At 38.3% G+C, this 23,988-nt stretch carries 24 protein-coding genes; 4 read left to right on the top strand and 20 right to left on the bottom strand.

Annotated features, from left to right (window positions below; all coding sequences use genetic code 11):
• The first annotated feature begins 42 nt into the window (after positions 1–42).
• Positions 43–918: a LysR family transcriptional regulator gene (locus tag RCG21_RS06180; RefSeq protein ID WP_133336280.1), complete on the top strand. Its 876-nt coding sequence runs from the start codon at positions 43–45 to the stop codon at positions 916–918.
• Between the two features lie 50 nt (positions 919–968).
• Here RCG21_RS06180 and RCG21_RS06175 read toward each other — a convergent pair whose 3' ends face one another.
• From RCG21_RS06175 to RCG21_RS06165, 3 genes are all read right to left on the bottom strand, one after another.
• Positions 969–1,334 carry an SCP2 sterol-binding domain-containing protein gene (locus tag RCG21_RS06175; RefSeq protein ID WP_133336282.1) on the bottom strand — a complete coding sequence of 122 codons (366 nt, stop codon included), beginning with the start codon at positions 1,332–1,334 and terminating at the stop codon, positions 969–971.
• A gap of 112 nt (positions 1,335–1,446) precedes the next feature.
• Positions 1,447–2,466 (bottom strand): 4Fe-4S binding protein, encoded by a 1,020-nt coding sequence (locus tag RCG21_RS06170; protein ID WP_308912983.1) that lies wholly within the window; start codon positions 2,464–2,466, stop codon positions 1,447–1,449.
• 156 nt (positions 2,467–2,622) lie between these two features.
• A complete protein-coding gene (locus RCG21_RS06165; RefSeq protein ID WP_308912982.1) occupies positions 2,623–3,609 on the bottom strand; it encodes a Gfo/Idh/MocA family protein in 987 nt (328 codons plus the stop codon).
• A gap of 175 nt (positions 3,610–3,784) precedes the next feature.
• Here RCG21_RS06165 and RCG21_RS06160 point away from each other — a divergent pair, with 175 nt between their 5' ends.
• Entirely contained in the window at positions 3,785–5,440 is a 1,656-nt protein-coding gene (locus tag RCG21_RS06160) for a glutamine--tRNA ligase/YqeY domain fusion protein (RefSeq protein ID WP_308912981.1), read from the top strand.
• A 755-nt stretch (positions 5,441–6,195) separates the two neighbouring features.
• On the opposite strand, the gene RCG21_RS06155 is transcribed toward RCG21_RS06160, so the two are convergent.
• The 17 genes from RCG21_RS06155 to RCG21_RS06075 form a co-directional block, all read right to left on the bottom strand.
• On the bottom strand, positions 6,196–7,212 hold the full coding sequence (locus RCG21_RS06155; protein WP_133336292.1) for a sensor histidine kinase: 1,017 nt from the start codon (positions 7,210–7,212) through the stop codon (positions 6,196–6,198).
• 12 nt (positions 7,213–7,224) lie between these two features.
• A complete protein-coding gene (locus RCG21_RS06150; RefSeq protein WP_133336294.1) occupies positions 7,225–7,677 on the bottom strand; it encodes a GAF domain-containing protein in 453 nt (150 codons plus the stop codon).
• A 15-nt stretch (positions 7,678–7,692) separates the two neighbouring features.
• On the bottom strand, positions 7,693–8,346 hold the full coding sequence (locus RCG21_RS06145; protein ID WP_133336296.1) for a response regulator: 654 nt from the start codon (positions 8,344–8,346) through the stop codon (positions 7,693–7,695).
• A 21-nt stretch (positions 8,347–8,367) separates the two neighbouring features.
• Complete coding sequence (locus RCG21_RS06140; protein ID WP_133336298.1) at positions 8,368–9,024, bottom strand: sensor histidine kinase; 657 nt, start codon at positions 9,022–9,024, stop codon at positions 8,368–8,370.
• 238 nt (positions 9,025–9,262) lie between these two features.
• On the bottom strand, positions 9,263–9,544 hold the full coding sequence (locus tag RCG21_RS06135; protein ID WP_133336300.1) for a hypothetical protein: 282 nt from the start codon (positions 9,542–9,544) through the stop codon (positions 9,263–9,265).
• Positions 9,531–9,842: a hypothetical protein gene (locus RCG21_RS06130; protein WP_133336302.1), complete on the bottom strand. Its 312-nt coding sequence runs from the start codon at positions 9,840–9,842 to the stop codon at positions 9,531–9,533. Before RCG21_RS06130 ends, RCG21_RS06135 begins: the two co-directional genes overlap by 14 nt.
• Positions 9,835–10,026, bottom strand: a complete 192-nt coding sequence (locus tag RCG21_RS06125; RefSeq protein ID WP_308912980.1) for a hypothetical protein — start codon at positions 10,024–10,026, stop codon at positions 9,835–9,837. The genes RCG21_RS06130 and RCG21_RS06125 overlap by 8 nt, the downstream gene beginning before the upstream one ends.
• Positions 10,016–10,540 (bottom strand): Rieske (2Fe-2S) protein, encoded by a 525-nt coding sequence (locus RCG21_RS06120; RefSeq protein ID WP_133336306.1) that lies wholly within the window; start codon positions 10,538–10,540, stop codon positions 10,016–10,018. Before RCG21_RS06120 ends, RCG21_RS06125 begins: the two co-directional genes overlap by 11 nt.
• An 11-nt stretch (positions 10,541–10,551) precedes the next feature.
• Positions 10,552–11,115 (bottom strand): 4Fe-4S dicluster domain-containing protein, encoded by a 564-nt coding sequence (locus RCG21_RS06115; RefSeq protein WP_308912979.1) that lies wholly within the window; start codon positions 11,113–11,115, stop codon positions 10,552–10,554.
• Complete coding sequence (locus RCG21_RS06110; protein WP_308912978.1) at positions 11,116–13,284, bottom strand: molybdopterin oxidoreductase family protein; 2,169 nt, start codon at positions 13,282–13,284, stop codon at positions 11,116–11,118.
• A complete protein-coding gene (locus tag RCG21_RS06105; protein WP_026573148.1) occupies positions 13,271–14,353 on the bottom strand; it encodes a membrane protein in 1,083 nt (360 codons plus the stop codon). Before RCG21_RS06105 ends, RCG21_RS06110 begins: the two co-directional genes overlap by 14 nt.
• Before the next feature lie 141 nt (positions 14,354–14,494).
• A complete protein-coding gene (locus tag RCG21_RS06100) occupies positions 14,495–15,685 on the bottom strand; it encodes a hypothetical protein (RefSeq protein ID WP_133336310.1) in 1,191 nt (396 codons plus the stop codon).
• Positions 15,686–15,812: 127 nt separating this feature from the next.
• Positions 15,813–17,024 carry an HD-GYP domain-containing protein gene (locus RCG21_RS06095; protein ID WP_133336312.1) on the bottom strand — a complete coding sequence of 404 codons (1,212 nt, stop codon included), beginning with the start codon at positions 17,022–17,024 and terminating at the stop codon, positions 15,813–15,815.
• A gap of 212 nt (positions 17,025–17,236) precedes the next feature.
• Positions 17,237–18,481, bottom strand: a complete 1,245-nt coding sequence (locus RCG21_RS06090) for an ATP-binding protein (protein ID WP_133336314.1) — start codon at positions 18,479–18,481, stop codon at positions 17,237–17,239.
• 189 nt (positions 18,482–18,670) lie between these two features.
• Complete coding sequence (gene bcaP, locus RCG21_RS06085; protein ID WP_308912977.1) at positions 18,671–20,086, bottom strand: branched-chain amino acid transporter BcaP; 1,416 nt, start codon at positions 20,084–20,086, stop codon at positions 18,671–18,673.
• Positions 20,087–20,535: 449 nt separating this feature from the next.
• Positions 20,536–21,804 carry an ATP-binding protein gene (locus RCG21_RS06080; RefSeq protein ID WP_308912976.1) on the bottom strand — a complete coding sequence of 423 codons (1,269 nt, stop codon included), beginning with the start codon at positions 21,802–21,804 and terminating at the stop codon, positions 20,536–20,538.
• A gap of 105 nt (positions 21,805–21,909) precedes the next feature.
• Positions 21,910–22,359, bottom strand: a complete 450-nt coding sequence (locus tag RCG21_RS06075) for a hypothetical protein (protein ID WP_133336320.1) — start codon at positions 22,357–22,359, stop codon at positions 21,910–21,912.
• Between the two features lie 92 nt (positions 22,360–22,451).
• Between RCG21_RS06075 and RCG21_RS06070 the strand changes: the two genes are divergently transcribed.
• Together RCG21_RS06070 and RCG21_RS06065 are read left to right on the top strand one after the other, a co-directional pair.
• Positions 22,452–22,763 carry a hypothetical protein gene (locus RCG21_RS06070; RefSeq protein ID WP_133336322.1) on the top strand — a complete coding sequence of 104 codons (312 nt, stop codon included), beginning with the start codon at positions 22,452–22,454 and terminating at the stop codon, positions 22,761–22,763.
• 2 nt (positions 22,764–22,765) lie between these two features.
• On the top strand, positions 22,766–23,986 hold the full coding sequence (locus tag RCG21_RS06065) for a glutathionylspermidine synthase family protein (protein WP_133336324.1): 1,221 nt from the start codon (positions 22,766–22,768) through the stop codon (positions 23,984–23,986).
• The last annotated feature ends 2 nt before the right edge of the window (positions 23,987–23,988 follow it).

The following is a 23,988-nucleotide window of genomic DNA, read 5'->3' as shown; positions in this document are numbered from 1 at the left end:
AGAACTGTGGATTTTTAAAGTAAATAACAAAGAGGCGATTGAATGGAACTTAGAAATCTGAAAACATTTCAAATTGTAGCTGAAGAACTAAACATGACAAAAGCAGCAAAACGCTTAAAATATACCCAACCTACCATCACACTACAAATACAATCATTAGAAAGGGAACTTAACCATACTCTATTAACAAGAGTAGGTAAGAACACTTTTTTAACCGTCGCAGGAAGAAGACTCAAGGATCATGTAGATACCTTGTTTACACTTGTTGAAAAAATTGAATTAGATATGGAAAAATTACGTGGGCCAGCAGGAATTCTCACCATTGCTGCACCTGAATACTATTGTACACATCATCTTTCAACTATCATAAATACTTATACGGAACAGTACCCAAATGTGCGTGTAAGTCTCCTGCCGCTAAATAGTATTCATGCCATCCAAAGTATTCGAGATCATGTTGCCGATCTTGCTATTATTGCAAGTGAATGTGATGAAATGGATTTGAGGAAAAACTTTCTGGAGGAAGAACAAACCCTTTTAGTAGCCTCCACGGAACTCAGCAAAGGCCGAAATTTACAAGAGATATTATCTAGCTTTCCCTTTATCTCCTATAATAGTGATTGTAGTTTTAGTGATATTATTGAACAATATTTCAAGAAAATGGATATCAAGCCGATATCCACGATCGTGTGCGGCGGTAGTGATGAAACGATCAAACGGATTGTTTTAAACAATACTGGCTATGCCATTCTTGGAGAAAATTCTATTAAGAATGAATTAAAAGAAGGCACGATAAAAATCCTACAAAAGGTTTCCAAACCGATAAACACTTATTCTATTAACTTGAAGGTTCGTTCAGAGGAACCTAATGTTCAAACCTTTAATGATCTGCTGCAAAACGCATGGCCATTCATTTAATTTCTATAAAAATAACAAACAGGCTACTTTGGTTAGCCTGTTTGTTATTTTTATAAATGTTCTTTTACTTTATATTGCTTTAAAATATTTTCCAGCTTTAAGGCTTTGCCAATGTCGCCTTTAATTTTTAATTTCCCCGTCATAAAGGCCAACGTTCCATTCAGATTCCCTAATAAAAATTTACGGAAGTTATCGAGGGACATGATTAGTGTGCAGTCTGCAGGTGATTCATCTCCTTCTTTAACGGAAGCCTTCCCCTCTTGAAAATGAAGTTGATAGACCCCCTCCTCTGCACCGCTGATATCAAATTGATAGATAGCTGAAAAGCCTTGAACCGGTTCGGGGTTAACTGCTAATATCTCCTCAATTTTTTTCATGACTTCTGCTAAAGAATAGTCTTCAATTGTTTTGGGCATTTGACAATCCTCCTCAGAAAAGTTCTGTAGAAATTGCATTATTCTAAATTTTAAAATAAATAAATACCGTTAACAAGTAAAAAATAAGCAGCACGCCGCTGCTTTCTAGAGTTTAATGCCCAATATTATTCACTTCCGGAATCAACTGTTTCCATTCTTCATAGGAAATGATGGTATTCCAGTGGCCGGTGATTTTGGCAATTCCAACAACTAAAATAAACAGAACAAGAAAAGCAATAGGAACAAACCATTTGTTTACTTTTTTATTGGCCACCGTCATATTTAATGTATCTTTGATTGGACATGCTTCCACGCATTGCATGCAAGCCGTACAGGCTGGAGTCACGACTGCCTTTTTTGTATGTACCTTTATTCTTTGCGGGCAAACCTTTGTACACATTTCACAGTTCGTACAGCTATCCTCATTTCTCCGGACTTTTGTGATTCTTAGAATCGAACCCAGCCCGATCATCGCACCATAAGGACAAAGGAAACGGCACCAAAAGTTTTTAAAAAATATTGAAAGAACGAACATGACCAAAATAAATTTCAAAGTGAAGCCGCCGATATTTAAGAAAAATAAAAGCATTTTCATATCAGAAACTTTGTTATAGGGATCCTCCAGGAAGCCTTTGGCCACAAATGTCGGCATATCAAAGATAATCATTTTTAAAAAGAATAAGAGTAATAAATATTTTAGTGGCGCTAATAACCATACGAGCGGCTGTGGAAGGTCAAAGTTCCTTTTAAACAGCTTTTTTCCAAGCATCCCGGTCCATTCACTCACCGTTCCAACTGGACAAAACCAACTGCAAAAGGATTTACGAAAAAGATTTCCCGATCCAACAAAAAAGGTAAATAGCACAAGCCCCGCCGGGTGGATTTTATCAAAATCACCACTTGTCAGCCATACCTTCAATCCCACGAGGGCACTAATTGGCAAGAAGCCTTCAACAGCAGATGGCCGTTCAACAAAGGGCTCTTTTCCCAACGTCTCAAAGTGCAAATAAAATTGATAAAATCTCAGTCCTACATAGAGTAAAAATAATAGGAACAGAGCTTGAACAATATGTCTTGTTATTTGAACGGGCTTTTGTTTTAGCTGTTTTATATACCAGGCCTTTGATTTCATAGCGGTTCCCTCCAAAACTTTCAATATCCTAACTATAAGGAATGGATATATGAGGGGAGTGTGATAAAAATCATTTGCCTTATCTATTTCATAAAGAGTTCACAAAAGCATTCTCAAAGTAGACAAAATAAAGGCCGGGGGTTAACCCAGCCTCTCCTATTTTTCAACATCAAAAATAATCTGATTTTGTCTACGTGCTTCTTCCGTTACCTCAAGGACAATCTGACTCCAATTCTTCAACTCTTCATATTTCTCATGATTATTGGTTTCAATGATTTCAGTCAAATTAATGCATTCGTATACCATATCCTTGTCATATTGCTCCACACTCAGGATTTGGCTTTTCTTGGTATGACTGTCAAAAAACTTGATCTCTGAGATTGGTGCCGCATCCCCAAGAACGAAGGTTCCTTTCTCCCCATGGATTTCACAAGGGATCTCGGAATGAGATATTTTCGAACAAAGAATGGTACAAACAAAACCATCATACGTTAACACAAGCGTACCGCTTCCGTCCACCCCGCTATGTAGTAAAACGGGATGATAGGCTACATTTTCAGGCTTACCGAATAATCCAACCGCTAAATAAAGAGGATATACTCCTAAATCAACCAGTGCCCCACCGGAATATTCTGCCGAGAAGATATTTGGCACTTCGCCTTGTAAAAACAAATCGTAGCGAGAGGAATACTGGATATAAGGCAAAACAGTACTCCGTAGCTTTCCTGCTAAATAGAGATTTTCTTTTAAGATTGCAAAATTAGGTGTATGGATATTGCGGATTGCTTCGAATAAAAACACACCATTCTCTTCAGCTGTTCGGTAAGCCTCTTCTAATTCAGTTGTAGTAGAAAAAATTGGCTTTTCACAAATTACGTGTTTTTTATTTTTTAAAAATAAAAGAGCCTGTTCAAAATGAACAGAATTTGGTGACGCAATATAAACAACATCGATCGAAGTGCTGCTAGCCATTTCATTTAAATCTGTATAAAAATTTGCTGAATGATATGTATCTGCGAGTTGTTTTGCTTTTTGCTCCGTCCTTGAATAAACGGATGTTAAATTAAGTTTCCCACTATGTTTTGCTGCCTCAATAAATCTTGCGGTAATCCATCCTGTTCCTACTGTTCCCAGATTAAGCATAAACCTTCTCCTCTCCTAAGCCTATATATCCATTGATTTTATCTTTAATATAGTTACTTTTGCAATTTTAAAATTTATTTCCCTTCTGTTATGCTTATGATTGTCGGGAATAATGGAAAAATATCAGTATTTATGGTATTTATAGTAGTAGATACAATGAAAGAGGTTGAAAATAGTGGAACATAATTCCAATTTTATAAAAGATGTCATGATAAAGGATTTAGAATCGGGAAAACATCAAACGGTCGTAACCCGCTTTCCACCTGAGCCAAACGGATATTTACATATTGGTCATGCAAAATCAATTATTATCAACTTTGGCTTAGCAGATGATTTTAACGGAAAAACGAATTTACGATTTGATGATACAAATCCGTTAAAAGAGGACGTTGAATTCGTTAATTCTATTAAAGAAGACGTAAAGTGGCTTGGATTTGAATGGGATGACTTATTTTTCGCCTCCAATTATTTTGAAGAAATGTACAGCCGTGCTGTTCTTTTAATAAATAAAGGTTTAGCTTATGTGGATGATCTTACCGCAGATGAAATCCGTGAATACCGCGGTACACTGACAGAGCCCGGGAAGGAAAGTCCTTACCGTAAGCGTTCCATTGAAGAAAACCTTGAATTATTTGAGAAGATGCGGGCAGGAAAGTTCGGGAATGGCGAGAAAGTTCTTCGGGCTAAAATCGATATGTCTTCACCTAACATTAATCTCCGTGACCCTGTCATTTATCGTATTGCCCATGCGACCCACCATAACACGGGTGATAAATGGTGTATTTATCCGATGTATGCTTTCGCCCATCCGCTTGAGGATGCGATTGAAGGCGTTACACACTCCATTTGTACAATCGAGTTTGAGGATCAGCGACCACTGTACAATTGGGTTGTGGAGCAATGTGAAATGGAGAACACACCGCAGCAAATTGAATTTGGCCGTTTAAATATCACCAATACCGTTATGAGTAAACGCAAGCTAAAACAACTTGTCGAGGAAGAATATGTTGACGGCTGGGATGATCCGCGGCTGCCTACAATTTCCGGAATGAGAAGAAGAGGATTCACCCCGGAATCGATTCGGAATTTTGTTCGTGAAACAGGGGTTTCCAAAGGTTCAGGTGTAGTGGATTCCCAAATGCTCGAGCACTTTGTCCGTGAAGATTTAAAATTAAAAGCGCCGCGTACAATGGGTGTAATTAATCCGTTAAAAGTGGTGATTACGAACTATCCGGAAGGACAAATTGAACTCTTGGATGCCGAGATCAATCCGGAAAACCCTGAAATGGGCATGCGAAAGATTCCATTCTCTCGTGAAATTTATATCGAGCAGGATGATTTTATGGAAGATCCGCCGAAAAAATACTTTCGGTTGTTCCCTGGGAATGAGGTTCGCTTAAAGCATGCTTATTTCATTAAATGTGAAGAAGTGATTAAGGACGCGAATGGCAAGGTTGTAGAGCTGCACTGTACGTATGACCCAGAAACGAAGAGCGGTACCGGTTTTACCGGCCGTAAGGTAAAGGGAACGATTCACTGGGTGGAAGCAGCGCATGCTGTTCCAGCAGAGTTTCGTTTGTATGAGCCATTGATTTTGGATGAAGTGGAAGAAGCAAGTGAAGGGGAAGAAAAAACTTTCTTAGATAATGTGAACCCAAATTCTCTCGAGGTTTTCCAAGGGTTTGTTGAGCCAAATATGAAGGAAAGTATGCCGCACGACAAATTCCAATTCTTTAGACACGGTTATTTCAATGTAGATCCAAAGGATTCCATTGCGGAAAAATTAGTCTTTAACCGTATTGTTTCATTGAAGAGTTCATTTAAGCTTTAGAGATATGATAGTAGCAAAACACACGATTTCTAATATGAAATCGTGTGTTTTTTAATTGGTTCTCTAATGGTTATTTGGATTTGAAAGGCAAAGTTACCTTTTTGACTATGGAATAGGTGGGGTTTGAGGGACATTTTTCGCTTTATTGATCCTGGAAATGTTCTTCATTATGGCTTTGAAGGACAAAATTGGCTTTCTGATCATGGAAATGTCCTTCATCTAGGATTTGAAGGACAAAATTTGCTTTCTGATCATGGAAATGTCCTTCATCTAGGCTTTGAAGGACAAATTTTGCTTTCTGATCATGGAAATGTCCTTCATCTCAGCTTTGAAGGACAAAATTTGCTTTCTAATCAAGGAAATGTCCTTCATCTCAGCTTTGAAGGACAAAATTTGCTTTCTGATCAAGGAAATGTCCTTCATCTAGGCTTTGAAGGACAAAATTTGCTTTCTGATCATGGAAATGTCCTTCATCTCTGCTTTGAAGGACAAAATTGGCTTTCTGTTCATAGAAATGTCCTTCATCTAGGCTTTGAAGGACAAATTTTGCTTTCTGTTCATAGAAATGTCCTTCATCTCTGCTTTGAAGGACAAATTTTGCTTTCTGATCATGGAAATGTCCTTCATCTAGGCTTTGAAGGACAAATTTTGCTTTCTGATCATGGAAATGTCCTTCATCTCGCCGTTAAGGACAAAACTCCATGGGAAATCACAAAAATGTCCTTAACTAAGCTCCCTTCCTATCACAGCACTCATCATGCTCTTGAAACAGGTACCTCAAAAATAATTTTCGTACCCTTTCCTAGCTCAGAAACAATAGATAGGTCTCCGCTAACCGCCCGGGCACGCTCGTCCATGCTGAAAAGACCAACTCCACGTTGAACATTGTCTACATCAAAGCCTATTCCTTTATCTTCAATCATTACCCTGACAAGTTCATCAATTTCCCTTATCGTGACAGTTGCTTTTAAGACTTCCGCATATTTACGGATATTCGTTAACGCCTCTTGGATAATCCGATAAATTGTTAATTCAATACTGATTGGCAGCCGTTTGTTCAATACACACTCAAAAAAGACATCAATATTATAGTGCTCTGAATAACGAGAAAGAAAAGAACGAATCGCAGGAACTAGCCCGAGGTCATCCAATACAGATGGGCGAAGCTCCCAAGAAATTTCACGAATCTCCTCAATTAACTGTGTAGCCTCCTGCTGCATCTGTTGAAGCAGAGGGTGGTCCTGCTCATTAAGCAGACGATTAATCGTTATCAAATGACTGTATAGATTTTGACCAATCCCGTCATGTAAATTTCTCGACAATCGCTTCCGTTCTTCTTCTTGGACATCAATGATGGTGGTCATCATTTTTTGCAATTCCTGCTCAACGCGCTTTCTTTCCGTGATTTCATATCGAATTGCAACATATTGATAAGGTTTGCCCTTATCATTTAAAAACGGAACAATGGTAGTATCCATCCAGTAATAGGTTCCATCCTTTGCTCTGTTTTGGATTTCCCCTTTCCAAACCTCACCGGAACCAATCGTCCGCCACATCTTTTTAAAAAACTCCTGTGAATGGTATCCGGAGTTAATAATCCGATGATCCTGCCCCAATAATTCTTTCCTTGAGTATTTTGATATCAGGCAAAATTGATCATTCACATATGTAATAATTCCGCGAGAATCCGTTATCGCTACAATTGAAGATGAATCAAGAGCAAATTTATAGTCTAAAAGTTCGTTTTTAATTTGCTGCATTTCTCTTTCCATTTCTTTTCCCCCTCAAAGTAATGTATGCCCTTTTAAAATCTGCTCCAGAGCTTCAGCAGCATCCTTTACCAATTCTTGATCCTGTTCGGTAAAATGATGTGCTGCCCTATTGCCAATAAGCAATACCCCTTTAGGGACAGAATGAAAAAATATCGGCACAGCATATGCCGATACAAGTTTTTCAGCCAGCATAATCGGATAATCAGTTACCTTCCCGAGGATATCATTCGGAAAATCCCCAAGCATCATTGCAGTTCCGCTTGAAATAATTTTTCCGGCGATTCCCTTACCGAAACGAACGGTGATCCGTTCATATTTATCATTCAAATTACCTGAAACATAATGCCAACGAACATCCGGGCCAATTTCATTTTGAAAGGCAAGCCCCACAAACTCACATTTTACTGCAGCTTTCAATTGATTACATATTTCAATAACTGCCTGTAATTCTCTTAATTTTGTCATTTGTGGCGCTTCTCCTTAAAAACCATACCCTAATAACCCCTTTTTAACCGCATATTCAACAAGCTCTGGCCGGGTTTTCATTTGCAGCTTTTCCATCAGGTTCCCTTTATGGGTTTCAACCGTTTTAACACTAATCACAAGCTGCTCGGCGATTTCCTTGTTTGAGTACCCTTTTGCTATGAGGGTGAGGACTTCTTTTTCCCGTTCCGACAAAAGATTATAAGTATCTGAACTGTCATGCTTCATTCCTGTCAAATATTCTTCCATTAACCGTTTTGTAGCTGCCGGGTGAAGATAGGCATCACCTGCTGCAACGGATTCAATCGCAGCCATTAATTCATCATGGGGTGCACTTTTTAAAATACATCCGGATGCACCTGCCTGTATCGCCCGGAACAGATACTCCTCATCATCATGCATGGTTAAAATCAAAATATTAATTGTTGGCATTTCCTTTTTGAGCTCAGTGGTGGCAGTAAGCCCATCTTTACCATGGGGCATACTTAAGTCCATGACCACTACATTCGGCTTTAACCTTAATGCCTTCTTTATTCCTTCGTTTCCTTCCGAAGCCTCCCCGATTACTTCCATCTTCGGATTGGTATTAAGGAGCATCTTCAGACCCATTCTTACAACCGCGTGATCATCAACCAATAGGATTTTTATCAAAACTAACTCCCCTTTGTCCCTTTATTTCAAGGGAAGAGATATTTCTATCGAGGTTCCTTCTCCTATTTTAGAGGAAATTGAACACTGTCCGCCAGTAAGAAGCATTCTTTCTTTCATCGCTGCAAGCCCGGATAATGGACTCGTTATTTCAAGTTCCTCCGGTTGAAATCCCTTACCAAAATCGTGTATCGTTATGGTTAATTCCGTCTTTTTCCAAATAAAATTCATCTTCACATTGGAGGTATCGGCATATTTCGCAATATTGGCCAGAGCTTCTTGGCAAACCCGGAAAACTGCGATATTTTGCCGCTCAGGAATTTGCTTTTCTTCTCCTAATGATTCCAAATCAACAAGAATACCAAATGTTGAAGTATACAACTTAATATAGCTCTTAATGGCGGGAAGTAAACCAAGGGTTGTTAAGGTAGGAGGATGCAATTCTACTGAAAGCAGCCTAATTTCTTGGATGGTTTTTTCGATCAGTTGAGACATTTCACGAAGATAATGCTTCATAGCCGGTTGCTCTGTACCGGATTCAACAAACTGTAATCCTGTTAAAATACTATATAGATTTTGACCTACACCCTCATGGAGCTCTAAAGCAATTCGTTTAATTTCCTCCTCTTGGGAGTGAATAATGTAGGAACTAATCCCCTCTTTTGACGGTAAAGTTGTCATTCATCAACCCTCCTAAACCCCTATTTAATTAGTATGCTCTGTTATTGGTTGTTGATTTCCTCTTCAGGCACAAGCGGTTCGTGGGCTGACTGGGGAGCCTCCTCGTCGCTTACGCTCCTGCGGGGTCTCCCCTACCCCGTTCTCCCACAGGAGTCTTCGTGCCTTCCGCTCCAATCAACTTTGTTTAAAAAATCAACAATATTCTTTTACACATCCAATTATAAAAAAGCCAGACACTTTAGAGAGTCTGAACTTTTTTTACTGTATAATGAAGACCGCTTTCCGGATCAAATGCGGACCATTCGGTTTCCGTTTCAATAACATCGCTTGCTAGTGGTACTGCCAAAAAATAATAATCATCAAAATAAAAGCGGATATGTGTGCCATCAGGGCATGACTGCACTTTTTTTATCGTTTTGTTAACAGTTGGTGCCTGATCTCCACCCTCTGCATCATGAATTGCAATTTCAACCGGCCCGCCGGTAAATCGTTTTAGATCTTCTAAATTAATGGACTCCACAGCTATTACATCCCCTCTTTGCCGGATAGATGAACATCTTGTATCCTTGCAGATACTCCCAAAATTTCTCCCCGGCATTCTCCTCGAGAAACATAATTGTTTCTTCTTCAGAGCCCCAATCACTCATTCCTTTTATCTCTGCAACAACCATTTCAGCTTCATCCATTGTTTTTTCTTCAAGAAACCAATTCAAACGTTTATTCGCAAAAGTTTCTTTTAAAATCTGGTCTATTTCCTTAGCGAAACCGCCTGATTCTGACCGGATAAAACAAAAATCAATATACGTTTCACTAGTCATTGACCTTCACACCTTTTTTATAGATGATAAGTGCTACAGGAAATAAAATAATATTGATGGCCGCAGCAATAATGGTATTCGTGTACTTTTCATAAAAATATTGATGGACCATGTATTGGGTAAAGATAATGTTTAACATTAAGATAGCAAGTAGAAGTGCAACTGGTACGTAACTACGCTTCATAACGTTTCACCCCCACGGCATATACAGCACCGTTCTCAACTTTCACATGAATTTCAGGAAGCGGACGTCTCGGTGGCCCAGCAATTGGCTCACCTGTTTTCACATCAAATTTCCCGTGGTGGCATGGGCAGATCATTTCTCCCTCGTCTTTTTTCCAAAAAACAGGGCAGCGTAAGTGGGTACAAGCATTTTGGTAAGCTACAAATTTATTTTCTGAAAGCCTAATTAAAATCGCGCTATCGTGCTCGCCCGGGAAGGCAAAGTCTACTGCATCTCCTACCGGCAATGACTGTAAGTCAGCGATTTTATGCTTTGGATATTTTTTATCACTAAGACCTGTTAATTCTTTAGCAGCTAAAGCACCCCAAGGAAGGGAAGAAACTGCAAATACTCCTGCTGCCCCTGCAAGCATTTTCATGAAACCGCGTCGGTCTAGTTTTCTCTCATTATTACGATTGATATTATGGGTGTAATTATCTTCATTAAACGGGATTTTATTATTTTTATTATTCATGTTAATCCCTCCTAAAACAGTTTCGTGACACCCTGCAAGATACCAGGGAGATTCACTCTTACATTTGTTTCGCCTTCTAAATAAGGCATGCTTGTTACCCATTTACCGTTATCTAAATTAAATTGCATTTGTTTTGCTTCAATTTCTTCATCTGTCAGCCATTGCAATGTATTCGATGGGCAGACACTAGCACACATTGGCGGAATCCCATCCTTCGTCCGATCGATACAAAGATCGCATTTATACATTAAATTCTGCTCTGTATCAAACTTTGGTATTCCATACGGACAGGCAATCGTACAGTTCTGGCAGCCGATACATTTTTCCACAAGTGCCGAAAGCACGGCACCTGTTTCATGAATTTGAATCGCCTGTGCCGGACAGCTTCTTGCACACGCCGGATTGACACAGTGAAGGCACATAAGAGGCATTGTCTGGCGATTGACTAGCGGATTCACATCGTAAACATAGTTTCTGTTGCGCTGTTCATGCCCGCCGCACTGTGTACAAGCCGCTAAACAGGAGCGGCAGCCTATACAGTTTTCAAGTTCTAAATATAACCTCTTCTTCACCATTTATTGCACCTTCTTCATTTCTAGTTTTTCAATCTGTGCTGCACATGCTTTAAATTCCGGCATACGGGAGATTGGATCAAGCGCATCAATCGTTAATAGATTGATAGATTTATCGTGTCCAAAATGATAAGGCACAAACACCGTATCTTTTCGAATCGCTTCCGTAATTTTCACTTTATATTCTGCCTCACCTCTACGGGTAAAGAGGCGGACATATTCTTCATGTTCAATACTATATTTTGCCGCTGTTTCAGGATGAACCTCTACATATGGCTCAGGACACATATCGCGTAAGAATTGAATTCTTCTAGTTTGATTACCTGATAGGTAATGGAAAACAACACGTCCTGTTGTTAAGCGTAACGGATATTTTTCATCTGGCTCTTCAGCAGGTGGGCGGTATGGAAGGGCACATATTTTTGCCTTTCCGTCTGGATGATAAAACTTCTTATCTAGGAACATATGTGGTGTACCAGCGTCCTTTTCATCTCGGCAAGGCCAGAAAACACCATCTTGTTTGTCGATTTTATCCCATGTTGCTCCGTAATAGTCAGCATAGCCGCCCTTTGAGGCTAAACGGAATTCATCTGCCACATCTCTAGCAGTTTTTAAATGCGAGAAATACTTCCCTCTACCCAACTTTTCAGCAAGTTCCACTTGCATTTGCCAGTCCGGCTTCGATTCACCAATTGGCTCTTGCGCTTTATTGATTTTAATAATCCGGCCTTCAAGATTGGTTACCGTTCCTTCATCTTCTGACCAGGTGACGGAAGGAAGGACAACATCCGCATATTCTGCTGATTCAGATAAGTAGAAATCCGCACAAACCATGAAATCCAGGCTCATTAACGCTTTTCGAATAAAGTTTTGATTTGGAGCAGAAACGGCCGGGTTCGAACAAAGCAAGTATAGAGCACGAATTTCCTTTTGCTCCATTAATTGAAACATTTCCACTGCTGAAACCCCTGGCTTCGGCATTTCATCAGGGGTAATGCCCCATACCTGACATACTTCTTCCACATGCTTCGGATTGGTTAGCTTGCGATATCCCGGCAATAAGTCTGATTTTTGACCATGTTCGCGGCCACCCTGACCATTTCCTTGACCAGTAAACGTTGCAACACCTGATTTTGGACGACCAATTTTTCCTGTTACAAGCGCCATGTTGGTGTAACCTGAAACATTGTCGACTCCCTTATGCTGCTGTTCGATTCCACGCGCGAACATGACGATTGCATTTGGTGCTTTGCCGTAAATTTCAGCGGCACGGATAATCTTTTCTTTTGCAACACCAGTAATTTGACTTGTATATTCAGGAGTAAATTCTTTAACTAATTCTTTTGTTTCTTCAAAACCATTGGTATGGTTGTTAACAAATTCTTTATCGGCATAACCATTTTGAATCAACAGATTTAAAATTCCATTGGCCAGTGCTAAGTCTGTTCCTGGACGTAAATCTAAGTGAACATCTGCTCTTCTGGCAATTGGTGTTTCACGAGGGTCAGCCACAATCAAGTAGCCGCCTCTTTCCTGTACATGCCAGACACGGAACATCGAGGTTGGATGACATTCAGCTGTGTTACTTCCGGCAATAAACAAGCAATCTGTTTCATGGATATCGGTCCACGGTAATGTAGAACCGCGGTCCACTCCGAAGGAACGTAAGAAACCACCTGCTGCACTGGACATACAGAAACGTCCGTTATAATCGATATATCTTGTTTGAAGGGCTACTCTTGCAAACTTTCCTGTTAAATAACATTTTTCATTTGTCATCGATACACCGCTAAATACAGATAATGTATCTTTTCCATACTTTCCTTGCAGTTCGGTAAATTTCTTTGCGATTAGGTCATATGCCTCTTCCCAAGTTGCTTCACGGAAGCCTTCTTGCGTTCCTTTTAATGAAGCATCATCACGAATTAACGGTTTTAAGATTCGATCCGCATGATTCGTTTGTTGATAGGCGGTTACTCCCTTCGGACACATTTTACCAACGTTTACCGGCCAGTCATAACGAGGTTCTACCCCAATGATTTTGTTGGTTTTTGTATTTACACGTAAATTCATTCCACATTGCATTCCACAATAAGCACAATGTGTTTTTATTAACGTTTCGTTAGGGTGCCGTACATTTTCAATTTCTCTAAAAAACTTATCCCTTTGCATTCTGGTTTGCCTCCTTGACCTTCACTTGGTGGGTTGGGAATCCTGAGAATCTTGCAATCCGGTATTTTCTGCGGCATGGCAGGCACAATTCAGCAAGATTAAAACCGTCTTCCATATTAAATTCGATTTCATTGACTCCTAAAACTTGAATGACATCGTTTGATTGTTCAACTGAAACAAAATGATCTCCGCACACTTTACATTCTTTCATATGCTGTTCTCCATAATGTTCTCGGTAATTTCTTGCAAAAACGCTCATTGGACGGAAAGGAATATGAGCAAGCTTTCCGAATGGTAAATAGATTAATGTGATAATCACTGAAAATTGGTGGATTAAGGACATTTGCGGCTGCATCCAGCCATGTAATACTATGTTTTGAAAGGTTAATAACAGACCTGTAATCGAAATAAACAATAATAGGTAAAGCGGTAAGAAATCGTACATGAATTTTTGCTCTGCTCTTGCCTGCATGTTTTTTAAACGGCGGTAAAGCGCCATGCAAACACCTGAAATGACCATAATGGCTGCAATATTCAGTGCGTTATAAGAGAAAAAGGCGATAATCCCTTCAGCGGGAACCTTCATGACATTCATTCCAAAAAGCACAATATTATAATAGCCGTTGTCTTCCATCGTAAAGTACATCCAGCTAAATACGAGCGGGAAGGTCACAAGACACGCAAGCACACAGCCCCAGCCAATTAAGATATGTTGCACCCATCGGTAAATTCCCCGATTCCGGATAAAATCGTAAATCGCTAAATGACTGACTGCAGTTTTCGCTGTGCTTTTTCTAAAAAGCAGTTTTAAACCTTTTTTAATGATGATTTTGGTTGGCGGTCTTTCTCCCCAGGCAATAAATCGGTAGAAAAAGCCACCAATAAAGACAAGGGTTCCCACCATGTATCCGTATAAATTTAAGTCAATATGGGTAAACATTCTTGTTCCGATAAAGGTTAAAATCGCTAGTCCGACGACAGTTAAAAAGACTGATTTCGCAAAATGGGATGCAAACGCATCATTGACCGAGCGTTCCTGTTTTTTACTTGCTACTAGTTTCGCTTCCATTTCAAGCTCCTCCTAAAAAAAAATAACACTAACGTTTTGTCTTACCTTATTGTAAGAAAAACGTTAGTGTTTCAAATATAGGGGAACTCCCCCATCCTCAGGGGAAAAACCCTTAGAAATATGGATTTTGACAAAACTCTGTCACATTTGTGATTTTTGAAGGTATTTTCCCTTCCAGGAATTGATGAGCAGGTAAAAGAACAATGCAATCTGTAAGATGAAGAGAGTTGAATCCCAAAAGCTTATACTTGAAGGGAATGTTTTAAAGCCTGGGATTACTTCCTGTATCGAATAAAACAATTCCGGAATGAAATAAAAAATATATAAAAATACAGTTAAACCTACCCCTATAAAATATAAAATGGAATAGCTGATTACAGTCTTTTTTTCGCTTTCAAAAAGAATTTCACCAGGGGTAAGTGATTTTCCAAACGGTATAAGGCCCCTCAGCAGCCCTTGAGCATTTTCCATCAAATTATAGCAGCCCGAACAATTCTCGAAAAGGTAATAAAAATCTGTTTTCATGTAAATACAGCATTGATACACCATTCTAAAAAAGATATCTAAAACAACAATTTTCATTAGGCTTAGGAAAAACCCTAGAGTGGGGGAAAAAAACAGTTGACCTGCTAAAGCAAAAAATAGGATAACTGTATCAAAACAGATACCTGCCAAAAATAACTTATTCCGATCCTTTGCTGGTAATTTCCATACCGTGGACATATCTGTTTCTAATACTAAAAGAAATAATCGGTGTCCCACATTTATTTTTGCAGGCATATTATATGAACGTAATGCCATAACATGTCCAAATTCATGAATTAAAACAAGAAGAGACCTTAGTACAATTAACAGCGGTAAAATTAAAGACATCGAATCAAGAACGAATAAATCTTTATAGTGCGGGAACAAAGAAGGATTTATGATTAAAAGAATGATATTAACAAAAAATAAAAGCGAATAAATAAAATAAGCATACCGATTGAAAAAGATTCTCCCAATTTTTGAGGGAATCCATAGAAATCCTAAATCTTCTTTTTCCCTTTGATTACACTCAATTTTTACTCCATCAATTTCTGCTATTAGATTTAGTGAGGTTAACTGGTCAACAAATTTAATCAGGTCCACGTCTTCATTAGGATATTTCGTGCGAAGTTGATGCTCGATTTCTCCTAACGGTATTTCCTGGCTAATTAAATGAATCGCATCAATACAAATCTCCGTCATTTCATAAAACTCACTTGAAGCTTGATCTTCAACAATATAATGTTTTTTATCTCTATGAATTTCGATCGCGACCAATTTGAGCAAAGAAGAATAGCTAACGCTCATTTAACCACCCTTTTACTTTTAATCTATAAAAAAGGATGCTTAGCTAAAAAGCTAGCACCCAACATTTTTCAAGGCATAAAGATACACCACCAGCAGGTAGTTTTGATTTTTTTTAACTTCCGGATCTTCATGAGGTCACCCCCCTTACCTTTGTCTTTTCTTCATGTATGTTTAAATTATTATGTCCTAATCCATCATTCAATTTACTATGAATGGTTTTCCATTTTGGTAATACTTTTTTATATTCTTCAACTAATTCAGGATCAAACTGTGTCCCGCTTCCCTCTAAGATTCTACTATTTGCTTCTTCAACTGATAAAGCTGATCTGTACGATCTTGTTGAGGTCATAGCATCAAAAGCATCTGCTATGGCGGATATCCTTGCGAGAAAAGGTATTTCTTTACCCTTTAATTGATCCGGGTACCCCTTTCCATCCCAACGTTCATGATGGGAACGTATGACAGAAATGCTATTCTTTAAACCCACCACCTTGGAGACAGCTTCGGCTCCCACAATGGTATGAGACTTTATAATTTCATATTCTTCATTCGTTAACATACCAGGCTTCATTAATATTTGGTCTGGGATATTAATTTTTCCAATATCATGGAGTAGACAAGCATAATTAAAAGACTTCAACTCATCTTCTGAAAATTTCCCACTTACTTTTGCCAACTCTAATGCATAGCTGGCAACCCTTTCGCTATGCCCTCTTGTATAAGGATCCTTAAGTTCGAGAGTCGCAATAACTCCTTTTACAATACCCACTATTTGTTGATCATAAGAAGTTTTTATTGCTTTTACATACGATTTGAATCTATATAAGATAATGAATGAAAGTACTGAAAAAATAGCTACAATTAAAACTGGCAAAAGAACAACTGGAGATTGGATGATTATCCCATCAAGAATGTATTTTAATAATAAACCGACCGTTACCACCTTAACAAAAGTGGTACTGACAAATACTGGTGATAATAGCAGCCAAAACACTTCAACTACATTTCCTGTTTTAAAATGAGTAGGGTCCCCCAAAAAGGAAATGATTTCATTTATTAATGATACACTTGTATAGGTAATAAAATAGATATATTTTATTAGGTATACCTTTTGTCTTTTAAATAAATAGTAAGCAATTGGAATTAATGCAAACATGAATAAATAAATCCATAAACCTAGGAAATCTCGATTATCATTCTTAAATTTCGGATCATAAATTGAAATTATTCGAAAAGATAAATCATACGCAATGGAGATAAAATAAAACAATACAAGAAACCATTTTAATGTTCGGCCCTCTTCATTTCTTATGTTGGGGTCTATTAATTTTTTTTTCATATATTTACCTCACATAATGGATGCTAAAACTTATAGTAGAAGAGAGAAATCAATTAGCTGAACAACAACTAAATTCCAACACTTTTCTACATTATAAATCATTTATTTTAATAGAAGAATACAAATAAGAGATGAATTTTTGTATTTTTGTAGAAATATTTTTGAACAAATAGGATAAATTACCCAAAGACAGATATGGACTAAATTTCACCCTATCTTTTCAAATTTTGGTTAATTGGTAGAACTACTTCGACCTTTGTCCCTATACCAAATTCACTAAGAAAGTTCAGATTCCCGAAATGATCGTTAATAATTTGATTCGTAACCATCAGACCAAGGCCAGTTCCTTCCTTTTTGGTAGTGTAAAAAGGTTCACCTAAATTTAAAAGGCTTTCCTCAGAAATTCCGCAGCCCCCATCTTGGATCGAGATATGCATGCTTTCTTCCTTTGCTTCTTTTACGTTAATTTTCACCTTACCCCCATTAGGCATTGATTCAATTGCATTTTTTATTAAATTAATAAAAACTTGTTTCAACTGTTTTTCATCACATTCTATTGCTGGCAATGGCCCTTCTATAACCGTTTCAAGTATGACATTCTGGTTTTTGGCCTGTTGCTGAGTAATTGATAACGTATAAGCAATTATTTCTTCAATTCTTGCTCTGTCGAATTTAATTCTTTTTGGTTTTCCCAGATACATCAAATCATTGACAATTGAATTAATGCGGTCAATCTCTTGAATCATAATGGGGTAGTGGTCATTTGTATTTGGGTATCTCTCCTTTTGTAATTGCGTAAAACCTTTCAACGAAGACAATGGATTCCGAATCTCATGGCCTATTGCGGCAGCCATTTGACCGATTACTGCCAATTTCTCTTTTTGACGAAGTTCATTATAAACATTCGTTAAGGAATCAATATAGGAGTTAAATCTTATTAATAGAATAAAAGCAATAGCACCTATGATGAAAAACATCAAGACTGGAAAAAGCGCACGATAGTCATGCAGGATTAAACCCAAAAAAAGATCTTTTCCAATCATACTAAGAGTAACTGTCCAAAAGTATTTTTTATTAACGAAAACTGGTGAAAAAACAATGAATAGAATCTCTACAATATTTCCACTGGCAAATGGCTTTGATGTACCTAGATATGTAATAAGACAATCAATTACATCAAAAAATATATAACCGTAAATATACAGATACTTTACAATGTACGGATTTCCTTTTTTAATAAAATAAACTCCAATGAGCAACAAAGAAGATAATAAAAAATATTGCCATAATCCTAAACCATCATTAAGGTCTTTCAACTCCTTTTCATTCGAAAAAGAATAGATATAATCATAAAAAAAATCAAATGAAAAATAGATTATATAAAACAACCACAAAAATAATTTAATGGCTTTTTTCTCTTCAAATATTAACTTTTGATTTCTGAAGCCCTCTTTCATATTTGAAAATCCTCCAATGACTTAAGAAACGCGATAGATTTTGATTTATCTTTCCTACTATTCTACCATCTATTATAAAAATTACCGACAGAAATTTTAATTATACGATGATTTTCGACATATTTTTCAATGTTTAGTGCATAGGAAAAAGGACCTCTTTTTTGAGGTCCTTTCCGCAATTTTGTAGAACTAACTAACTTTTCTCATTTCCTTTACACTGCTATTCAATGTGGAATGCTTGCGTCCATAACCGAAGTAAACAGCTAATCCAATCACAAGCCACACTCCAAAGCTAATCCATGATGTTGCTGGAAGCTGAAATGCCAAGTATCCGCAGAATATGAAAGCCATGATTGGTACATATGGTACGAATGGAACGCGGAAACCCTTTGAAGCTCCTTGATTATTTTTACGTAGATATAAAATCCCGATTGAAACGGTCATGAACGCTAATAATGTTCCGATGTTAACAAGCTCAGCTAATTTACCCAGCGGCACTAATCCTGCAAATATGGATACAAGGAAGCAGGTAATCCATGAGTTCATCATTGGAGTTTGCGTTTTCTTATTAACCTTTGAGAAAACTTTTGGTAATAACCCGTCACGACTGATTGCATAAAACAAACGGGTTTGTCCATAAATCATTACGAGTAGAACCGTTGTTATTCCGGCTATTGCACCAAGTGAAATGAGGCCAGCCGCCCAATCTTGATGGATAAAGTTAAGTGCGAATGCTACTGGGTTTTTTACATCAAGTTGTTGATATGGAACAATACCCGTTAAAATGGCCGATACAGCAATGTATAAAACCGTACAAACAATTAACGAAGCGATAATTCCGATTGGTAAATTGCGCTGTGGTTTTTTTACTTCCTCTGCCGCTGTTGCAACAGCATCAAACCCTATATAAGCAAAGAAAACAGTTGCGGCACCAGTTGCAACGCCTGAGAAACCAAATGGCATAAACGGTGTCCAGTTAGATGGTTTAACATACCATACGCCGATAACGATAAATAGTACAACGACCGCAAGCTTTATAATAACCATGATCGCATTTAAACGAGCTGACTTTTTAACACCCTGCGTTAATAAGAAAGTAATAAAGAAAACAATAATAATAGCCGGGACATCGATAAATGTTCCGTTTGCCGGATCGTAGGCGCTTGTGATAGCTTTTGGAAAATGGATGCCAAAACCGGAAAGAAGCCCTTGAAAATAACCTGACCAACCACTGGCAACTGCCGATGAGGCAAGTCCGTATTCAAGAATTAAATCCCACCCTAAAATCCAGGCAATGATTTCACCAAATGTCGCATAGCTATACGTATAGGCGCTTCCTGATACTGGGACTGTTGAAGCGAACTCCGCATAACAAAGTGCTGCGAACACACAAGCTAAACCAGATAATATAAAAGAGATGATGAGTGCTGGTCCTGCATGTTCTGCAGCAGCAACTCCAGTTAATACAAATATACCTGTTCCGATGATGGCTCCAATGCCCAGCATCGATAAATCAAAGGCACCTAATTCTTTTTTTAAGGTTATATCTTTTTGTCCAACCTCTTTGATTAAGGACTGGATTGATTTCTTTCTAAATAAATCCATTGTGTTTACCTCCTCGACAAATGTCGAAATGTTCCGAATAAATACTTCGCAAAAATTTATATTGAAATAATATAATTTATTATCACAAAAAGCAATATATTTTGAAAAATAAAACAACTTGTAGATAATACCAAAACAGAATTTCCCTTTTATAAGGGTTTTTAACAGGGAATGATTGCGTTTTCACTATATTTGCTTCTATCTTCATTATATTATTATAATAATTTCTATTACCGAAATAATTCTTTTTTAGGCTGTGTTAATGGACAATGCGAGACTCCTCGAAAATGCTATCGCATTTTCATCGTGCGTGGGCGGATTCGGGGATGTAATTCAATGTCATGCGGGAGAAGCGGGACAGGTGAGCATCCTGGTGCGGAAATCAACAACTAAGTTTAACAGAGCTTTTTTATAAAAAAACTGACCTTTCATATGAAGGGCCAGTTAGACTATATAGTTACTTCTTCCTTTTTACCCGCAGGCAGTATCATTCTTACTTCGGTGCCAACTCCAGGTTGACTTTTGTAGGACACCTTCCCATTCATGGTTTCAATAATTCGTAATGAAACAGATGTACCAAGTCCAGTCCCCTTATCCTTTGTCGTATAAAATAAGGTTCCAATCCTTGAGAGCTGCTCATGTGTCATTCCCTTGCCGGTATCTGTTATCAAAATAATAGCATTTTGATGATCATGCTTGAACTGAATCCCAACCTTCCCTCCTTCTGGAGTAGCTTCAATTGCATTCTTTATCAAATTAACCAGTGCTTGCTTTAATTGATTCCGATCTGTAAACAGCGAGAAATCATTTTGGTTAAATTCACTTTTAAGCGTCACCCCTTGTTTTACCGCAAGCGGATCCAAAAGCATAACGACTTCTGAGAGAACATCTGCCAGTTGAAACTTCTCTAATTTTTCAAATTTAGGTTTCGCGAAATTTAGATAATCATTAATGATGGATTCAGCACGTCCTAATTCACTCAAAACAAGGGAAAAGTATTCATAATTTTTACCCTGTTCCTCTTTTTGCATCAATTGTAAAAATCCCTTCACAACCGTCAATGGATTCCGCACCTCATGGGCAATAGAGGCAGCAAGTTCCCCTAACGTATTTAGCTTTTCAGCCCGGATAATTTCCTCTCTCATCTTTTTTCGTTCGATCACATTTTCACTTAGCTTTGAAGTGATGATAATAGCAAGAGTATGTATAAATCCGATAAGAATAATATCTGGAATATTAAGAACTATTTTGAGTGGGGCCCCTTGAAAATAGTGGTAGGTATTAAATGAAACAAAGCAAAGCAGCAGGGGCCAACAGCCAATTACACTTGAAATAAGCACCCTTTTATTAGGAGATAATTTCCAAAACCGTTTCGCAGCTATAAATGATAGTAAAGCAGTTAATAGCGTATTGGCGAGCCCAAAATAAATGGTGTTTCCTCCCATAATGATTCGAGTCACAACAAGGGTTCCTAAAACCATCCCTCCGGCTCTCGGTCCCGCGTAAAGAAAAGAGAGGACGAGAGGGACGTAACGGAGGTCCCAATGAAATCCATAGTTTGCATGTGTAAAGATCATACAGGTTAGGGCAACTAAACTTTGCAGCGTACCGCTAAGAATAGGAGAGTTCATTTTTCTATTTTTGTCTGAAAGAACGCTATAAATTAGGACAGGTGCAATTGTGATTAACAAATTCAAAAGAAGTCTTTCCGCCAGCATCGCCGTATTCCCCCAAAAACCAACTATATTCTCAGTTATTCGACAAAAATTTCTCCATTCCTTTAAAACGAAGAAATTTTTTACATGAGGTATACTTTTTTGCGGTTAACGACTCTTGCCGGTAAAATTCCCATAGTAAATATAGCATTTTCGGTCTTCATCAATTTCTCTTGAATCTAAAGCAAATTCGAGAAACATCCCATCCGTTTGAATATAAATAAAATCCGAATGCAGGCTGGACAACACTTCTTCATGTCCCCATAATTCCTTGCTATCTAAAAGCTTTGTCCCTGATGGGTTAAGTTCTCTAATCTCAAAACCGATATAGGAATAGCTCTGCTCTGTTCCTTCGTTTACGTAATCTTCTTTTTTAACATAAAGAACCGCCATACCATCGGGATCCATGGCAGTGGCCGTTACGGCATATGTCCGGCCTTCTTTGACAAAAAAGTCACATGTCATTCTTGCTACAGTTTCCGTTATCGGTATGTCCTGGTAGCTCCATAATGCAGGATAGTTCAAATCCTGGTCGTCAAGGCGATATTCAAGCCGCATCCTCATCCCTCTTTCTTTTTTGTTTCAATTTTACCATTGTTTTCCTCACCATTCCTTCTATAATAAAAATAGATTAAAAAAGGGGTGAGACAGTGAAAAAAACACAATGGTTAATAACGGGGGTTCTTACCTCTTTAGTGGCTGGAACGGTATCCGGTTGTTCACAGGACCTGCCACCTAAACCGGATGATAATCGTTGTGCCGATTGGGATTGGGATGACAACCAAGGGGTTTGGCGCTGTGATGATACCCATTCAGGCTATTATCATCATTATTACCACGGGGGTAGTTTCTTTAAGAGCAAGTCGGCCCTACATAAATCATCTGCCTATAAATCTTATAAATCCTCCTCCAGTTTTAAAGGTGGGTTCGGAAGCGGGTCAAGGGGCGGATTTGGAGGGTAAGCATGTCCATTTATAAAGAAAAACGAAAGCAATTTTATTCAAAATTTCCTTCCTTTTGGTCAGACCTGTATGGAGGAGAATATAGTCTCTACCATATTTTCGAAATCACAGATCAAACCCACATGCTTCTTCGTGAAGCAACAGAACGGATGGGGAAGATCTTTTTCAAAACAGCTAAGCTTCTTCGTACTCTTACCGATGAACAGCTTCTCGAGCTTGGTTTCCCACATTCATGTTTGCCATTCATTCGAATGAAGACTCTTTATCCTGAATCAGTTATCGGAAGATTTGATTTTGCTTTAACCAAAAATGGATTCAAAATGCTTGAGTTCAATAGTGATACTCCGACGTTTATCGCTGAATGCTTTCAAATCAATGGAAAAGTTTGCTCGGAGTTTGGTTATCTTGATCCTAATCGCAGACAAGAAGAACTTCTTTCCTCCGGAATTACAAGGGCAGTGCTTGATGCAACAAATGGGAATCCATCAGCAAATGTGGTCTTTACCGCTCATGACGACCATATAGAGGATTGGAATACAACCCAATATTTAAGTGGACTCTGCCAAGTAAAGAATAAGATTTTGCCAATGTCAGAGCTTAGTATAACGGAAGATGCCTTACTTGATTGTGACGGTATTCCAATTGATGTTCTGTACCGTCAAACCTATCCCCTTGAACACTTGGTGGAGGACCGTGATCCAAGAACGGGCGATTATGTCGGAATTGAATTATTGCAGCTTGCCAAAGATGGAAAAATTGCAATTTTAAACCCAGTTTCGGCTTTTCTGCTTCAGCCTAAATCTATTCAAAGCTTAATTTGGGGAATTGCCGAGAATAGAGCGTTTTATACCGAAGAAGAACAATACTGGGTTAAAGAATATATGCTGCCAACCTATTTAGAACCGGACACTTTTATTGGAAAACAGGAGTTTGTCCAAAAACCATCGTTTGGGAGAGAAGGAGACACCGTGACGATTTGGGAGAAGAATTCTTCAGTTAAAGTACAAAATACTTTTCAAACCTTTGCGGAAGAATTGCCCATCTACCAAGCGTATGTACCACTTCCAACCGTTTCGCTTGAAACAGAAAAGGGCATGGAGGAACTTTCTTATGTGTTTGGGTCCTTCTTGATTGGCGGTAAACCGAGCAGCATCGGGATTCGCGCCGGCGGAAAAATCACTGGGAATGAATCGTATTTCTTACCTGTGGGAATTAAAGATTAGGG

Origin of the sequence: Bacillus salipaludis (genome assembly GCF_030938565.1) — a bacterium.
Classification (GTDB): domain Bacteria; phylum Bacillota; class Bacilli; order Bacillales; family Cytobacillaceae; genus Neobacillus; species Neobacillus salipaludis_A.
Note: the sequence above shows the minus strand (reverse complement) of the source record. Positions and strands in the feature narration are given on the sequence as shown.

Bases quoted from the DNA above. Each gene is read 5' to 3' on its own strand.
- RCG21_RS06180 (WP_133336280.1), top strand. From the start codon at position 43: ATGGAACTTAGAAATCTGAAAACATTTCAAATTGTAGCTGAAGAACTA.
- RCG21_RS06175 (WP_133336282.1), bottom strand. From the start codon at position 1,334: ATGCCCAAAACAATTGAAGACTATTCTTTAGCAGAAGTCATGAAAAAA.
- RCG21_RS06170 (WP_308912983.1), bottom strand. From the start codon at position 2,466: ATGAAATCAAAGGCCTGGTATATAAAACAGCTAAAACAAAAGCCCGTT.
- RCG21_RS06165 (WP_308912982.1), bottom strand. From the start codon at position 3,609: ATGCTTAATCTGGGAACAGTAGGAACAGGATGGATTACCGCAAGATTT.
- RCG21_RS06155 (WP_133336292.1), bottom strand. From the start codon at position 7,212: ATGGAAAGAGAAATGCAGCAAATTAAAAACGAACTTTTAGACTATAAA.
- RCG21_RS06150 (WP_133336294.1), bottom strand. From the start codon at position 7,677: ATGACAAAATTAAGAGAATTACAGGCAGTTATTGAAATATGTAATCAA.
- RCG21_RS06140 (WP_133336298.1), bottom strand. From the start codon at position 9,024: ATGACAACTTTACCGTCAAAAGAGGGGATTAGTTCCTACATTATTCAC.
- RCG21_RS06130 (WP_133336302.1), bottom strand. From the start codon at position 9,842: ATGACTAGTGAAACGTATATTGATTTTTGTTTTATCCGGTCAGAATCA.
- RCG21_RS06125 (WP_308912980.1), bottom strand. From the start codon at position 10,026: ATGAAGCGTAGTTACGTACCAGTTGCACTTCTACTTGCTATCTTAATG.
- RCG21_RS06120 (WP_133336306.1), bottom strand. From the start codon at position 10,540: ATGAATAATAAAAATAATAAAATCCCGTTTAATGAAGATAATTACACC.
- RCG21_RS06115 (WP_308912979.1), bottom strand. From the start codon at position 11,115: ATGGTGAAGAAGAGGTTATATTTAGAACTTGAAAACTGTATAGGCTGC.
- RCG21_RS06110 (WP_308912978.1), bottom strand. From the start codon at position 13,284: ATGCAAAGGGATAAGTTTTTTAGAGAAATTGAAAATGTACGGCACCCT.
- RCG21_RS06105 (WP_026573148.1), bottom strand. From the start codon at position 14,353: ATGGAAGCGAAACTAGTAGCAAGTAAAAAACAGGAACGCTCGGTCAAT.
- RCG21_RS06100 (WP_133336310.1), bottom strand. From the start codon at position 15,685: ATGAGCGTTAGCTATTCTTCTTTGCTCAAATTGGTCGCGATCGAAATT.
- RCG21_RS06095 (WP_133336312.1), bottom strand. From the start codon at position 17,024: ATGAAAAAAAAATTAATAGACCCCAACATAAGAAATGAAGAGGGCCGA.
- RCG21_RS06090 (WP_133336314.1), bottom strand. From the start codon at position 18,481: ATGAAAGAGGGCTTCAGAAATCAAAAGTTAATATTTGAAGAGAAAAAA.
- bcaP (WP_308912977.1), bottom strand. From the start codon at position 20,086: ATGGATTTATTTAGAAAGAAATCAATCCAGTCCTTAATCAAAGAGGTT.
- RCG21_RS06080 (WP_308912976.1), bottom strand. From the start codon at position 21,804: ATGCTGGCGGAAAGACTTCTTTTGAATTTGTTAATCACAATTGCACCT.
- RCG21_RS06075 (WP_133336320.1), bottom strand. From the start codon at position 22,359: ATGCGGCTTGAATATCGCCTTGACGACCAGGATTTGAACTATCCTGCA.
- RCG21_RS06065 (WP_133336324.1), top strand. From the start codon at position 22,766: ATGTCCATTTATAAAGAAAAACGAAAGCAATTTTATTCAAAATTTCCT.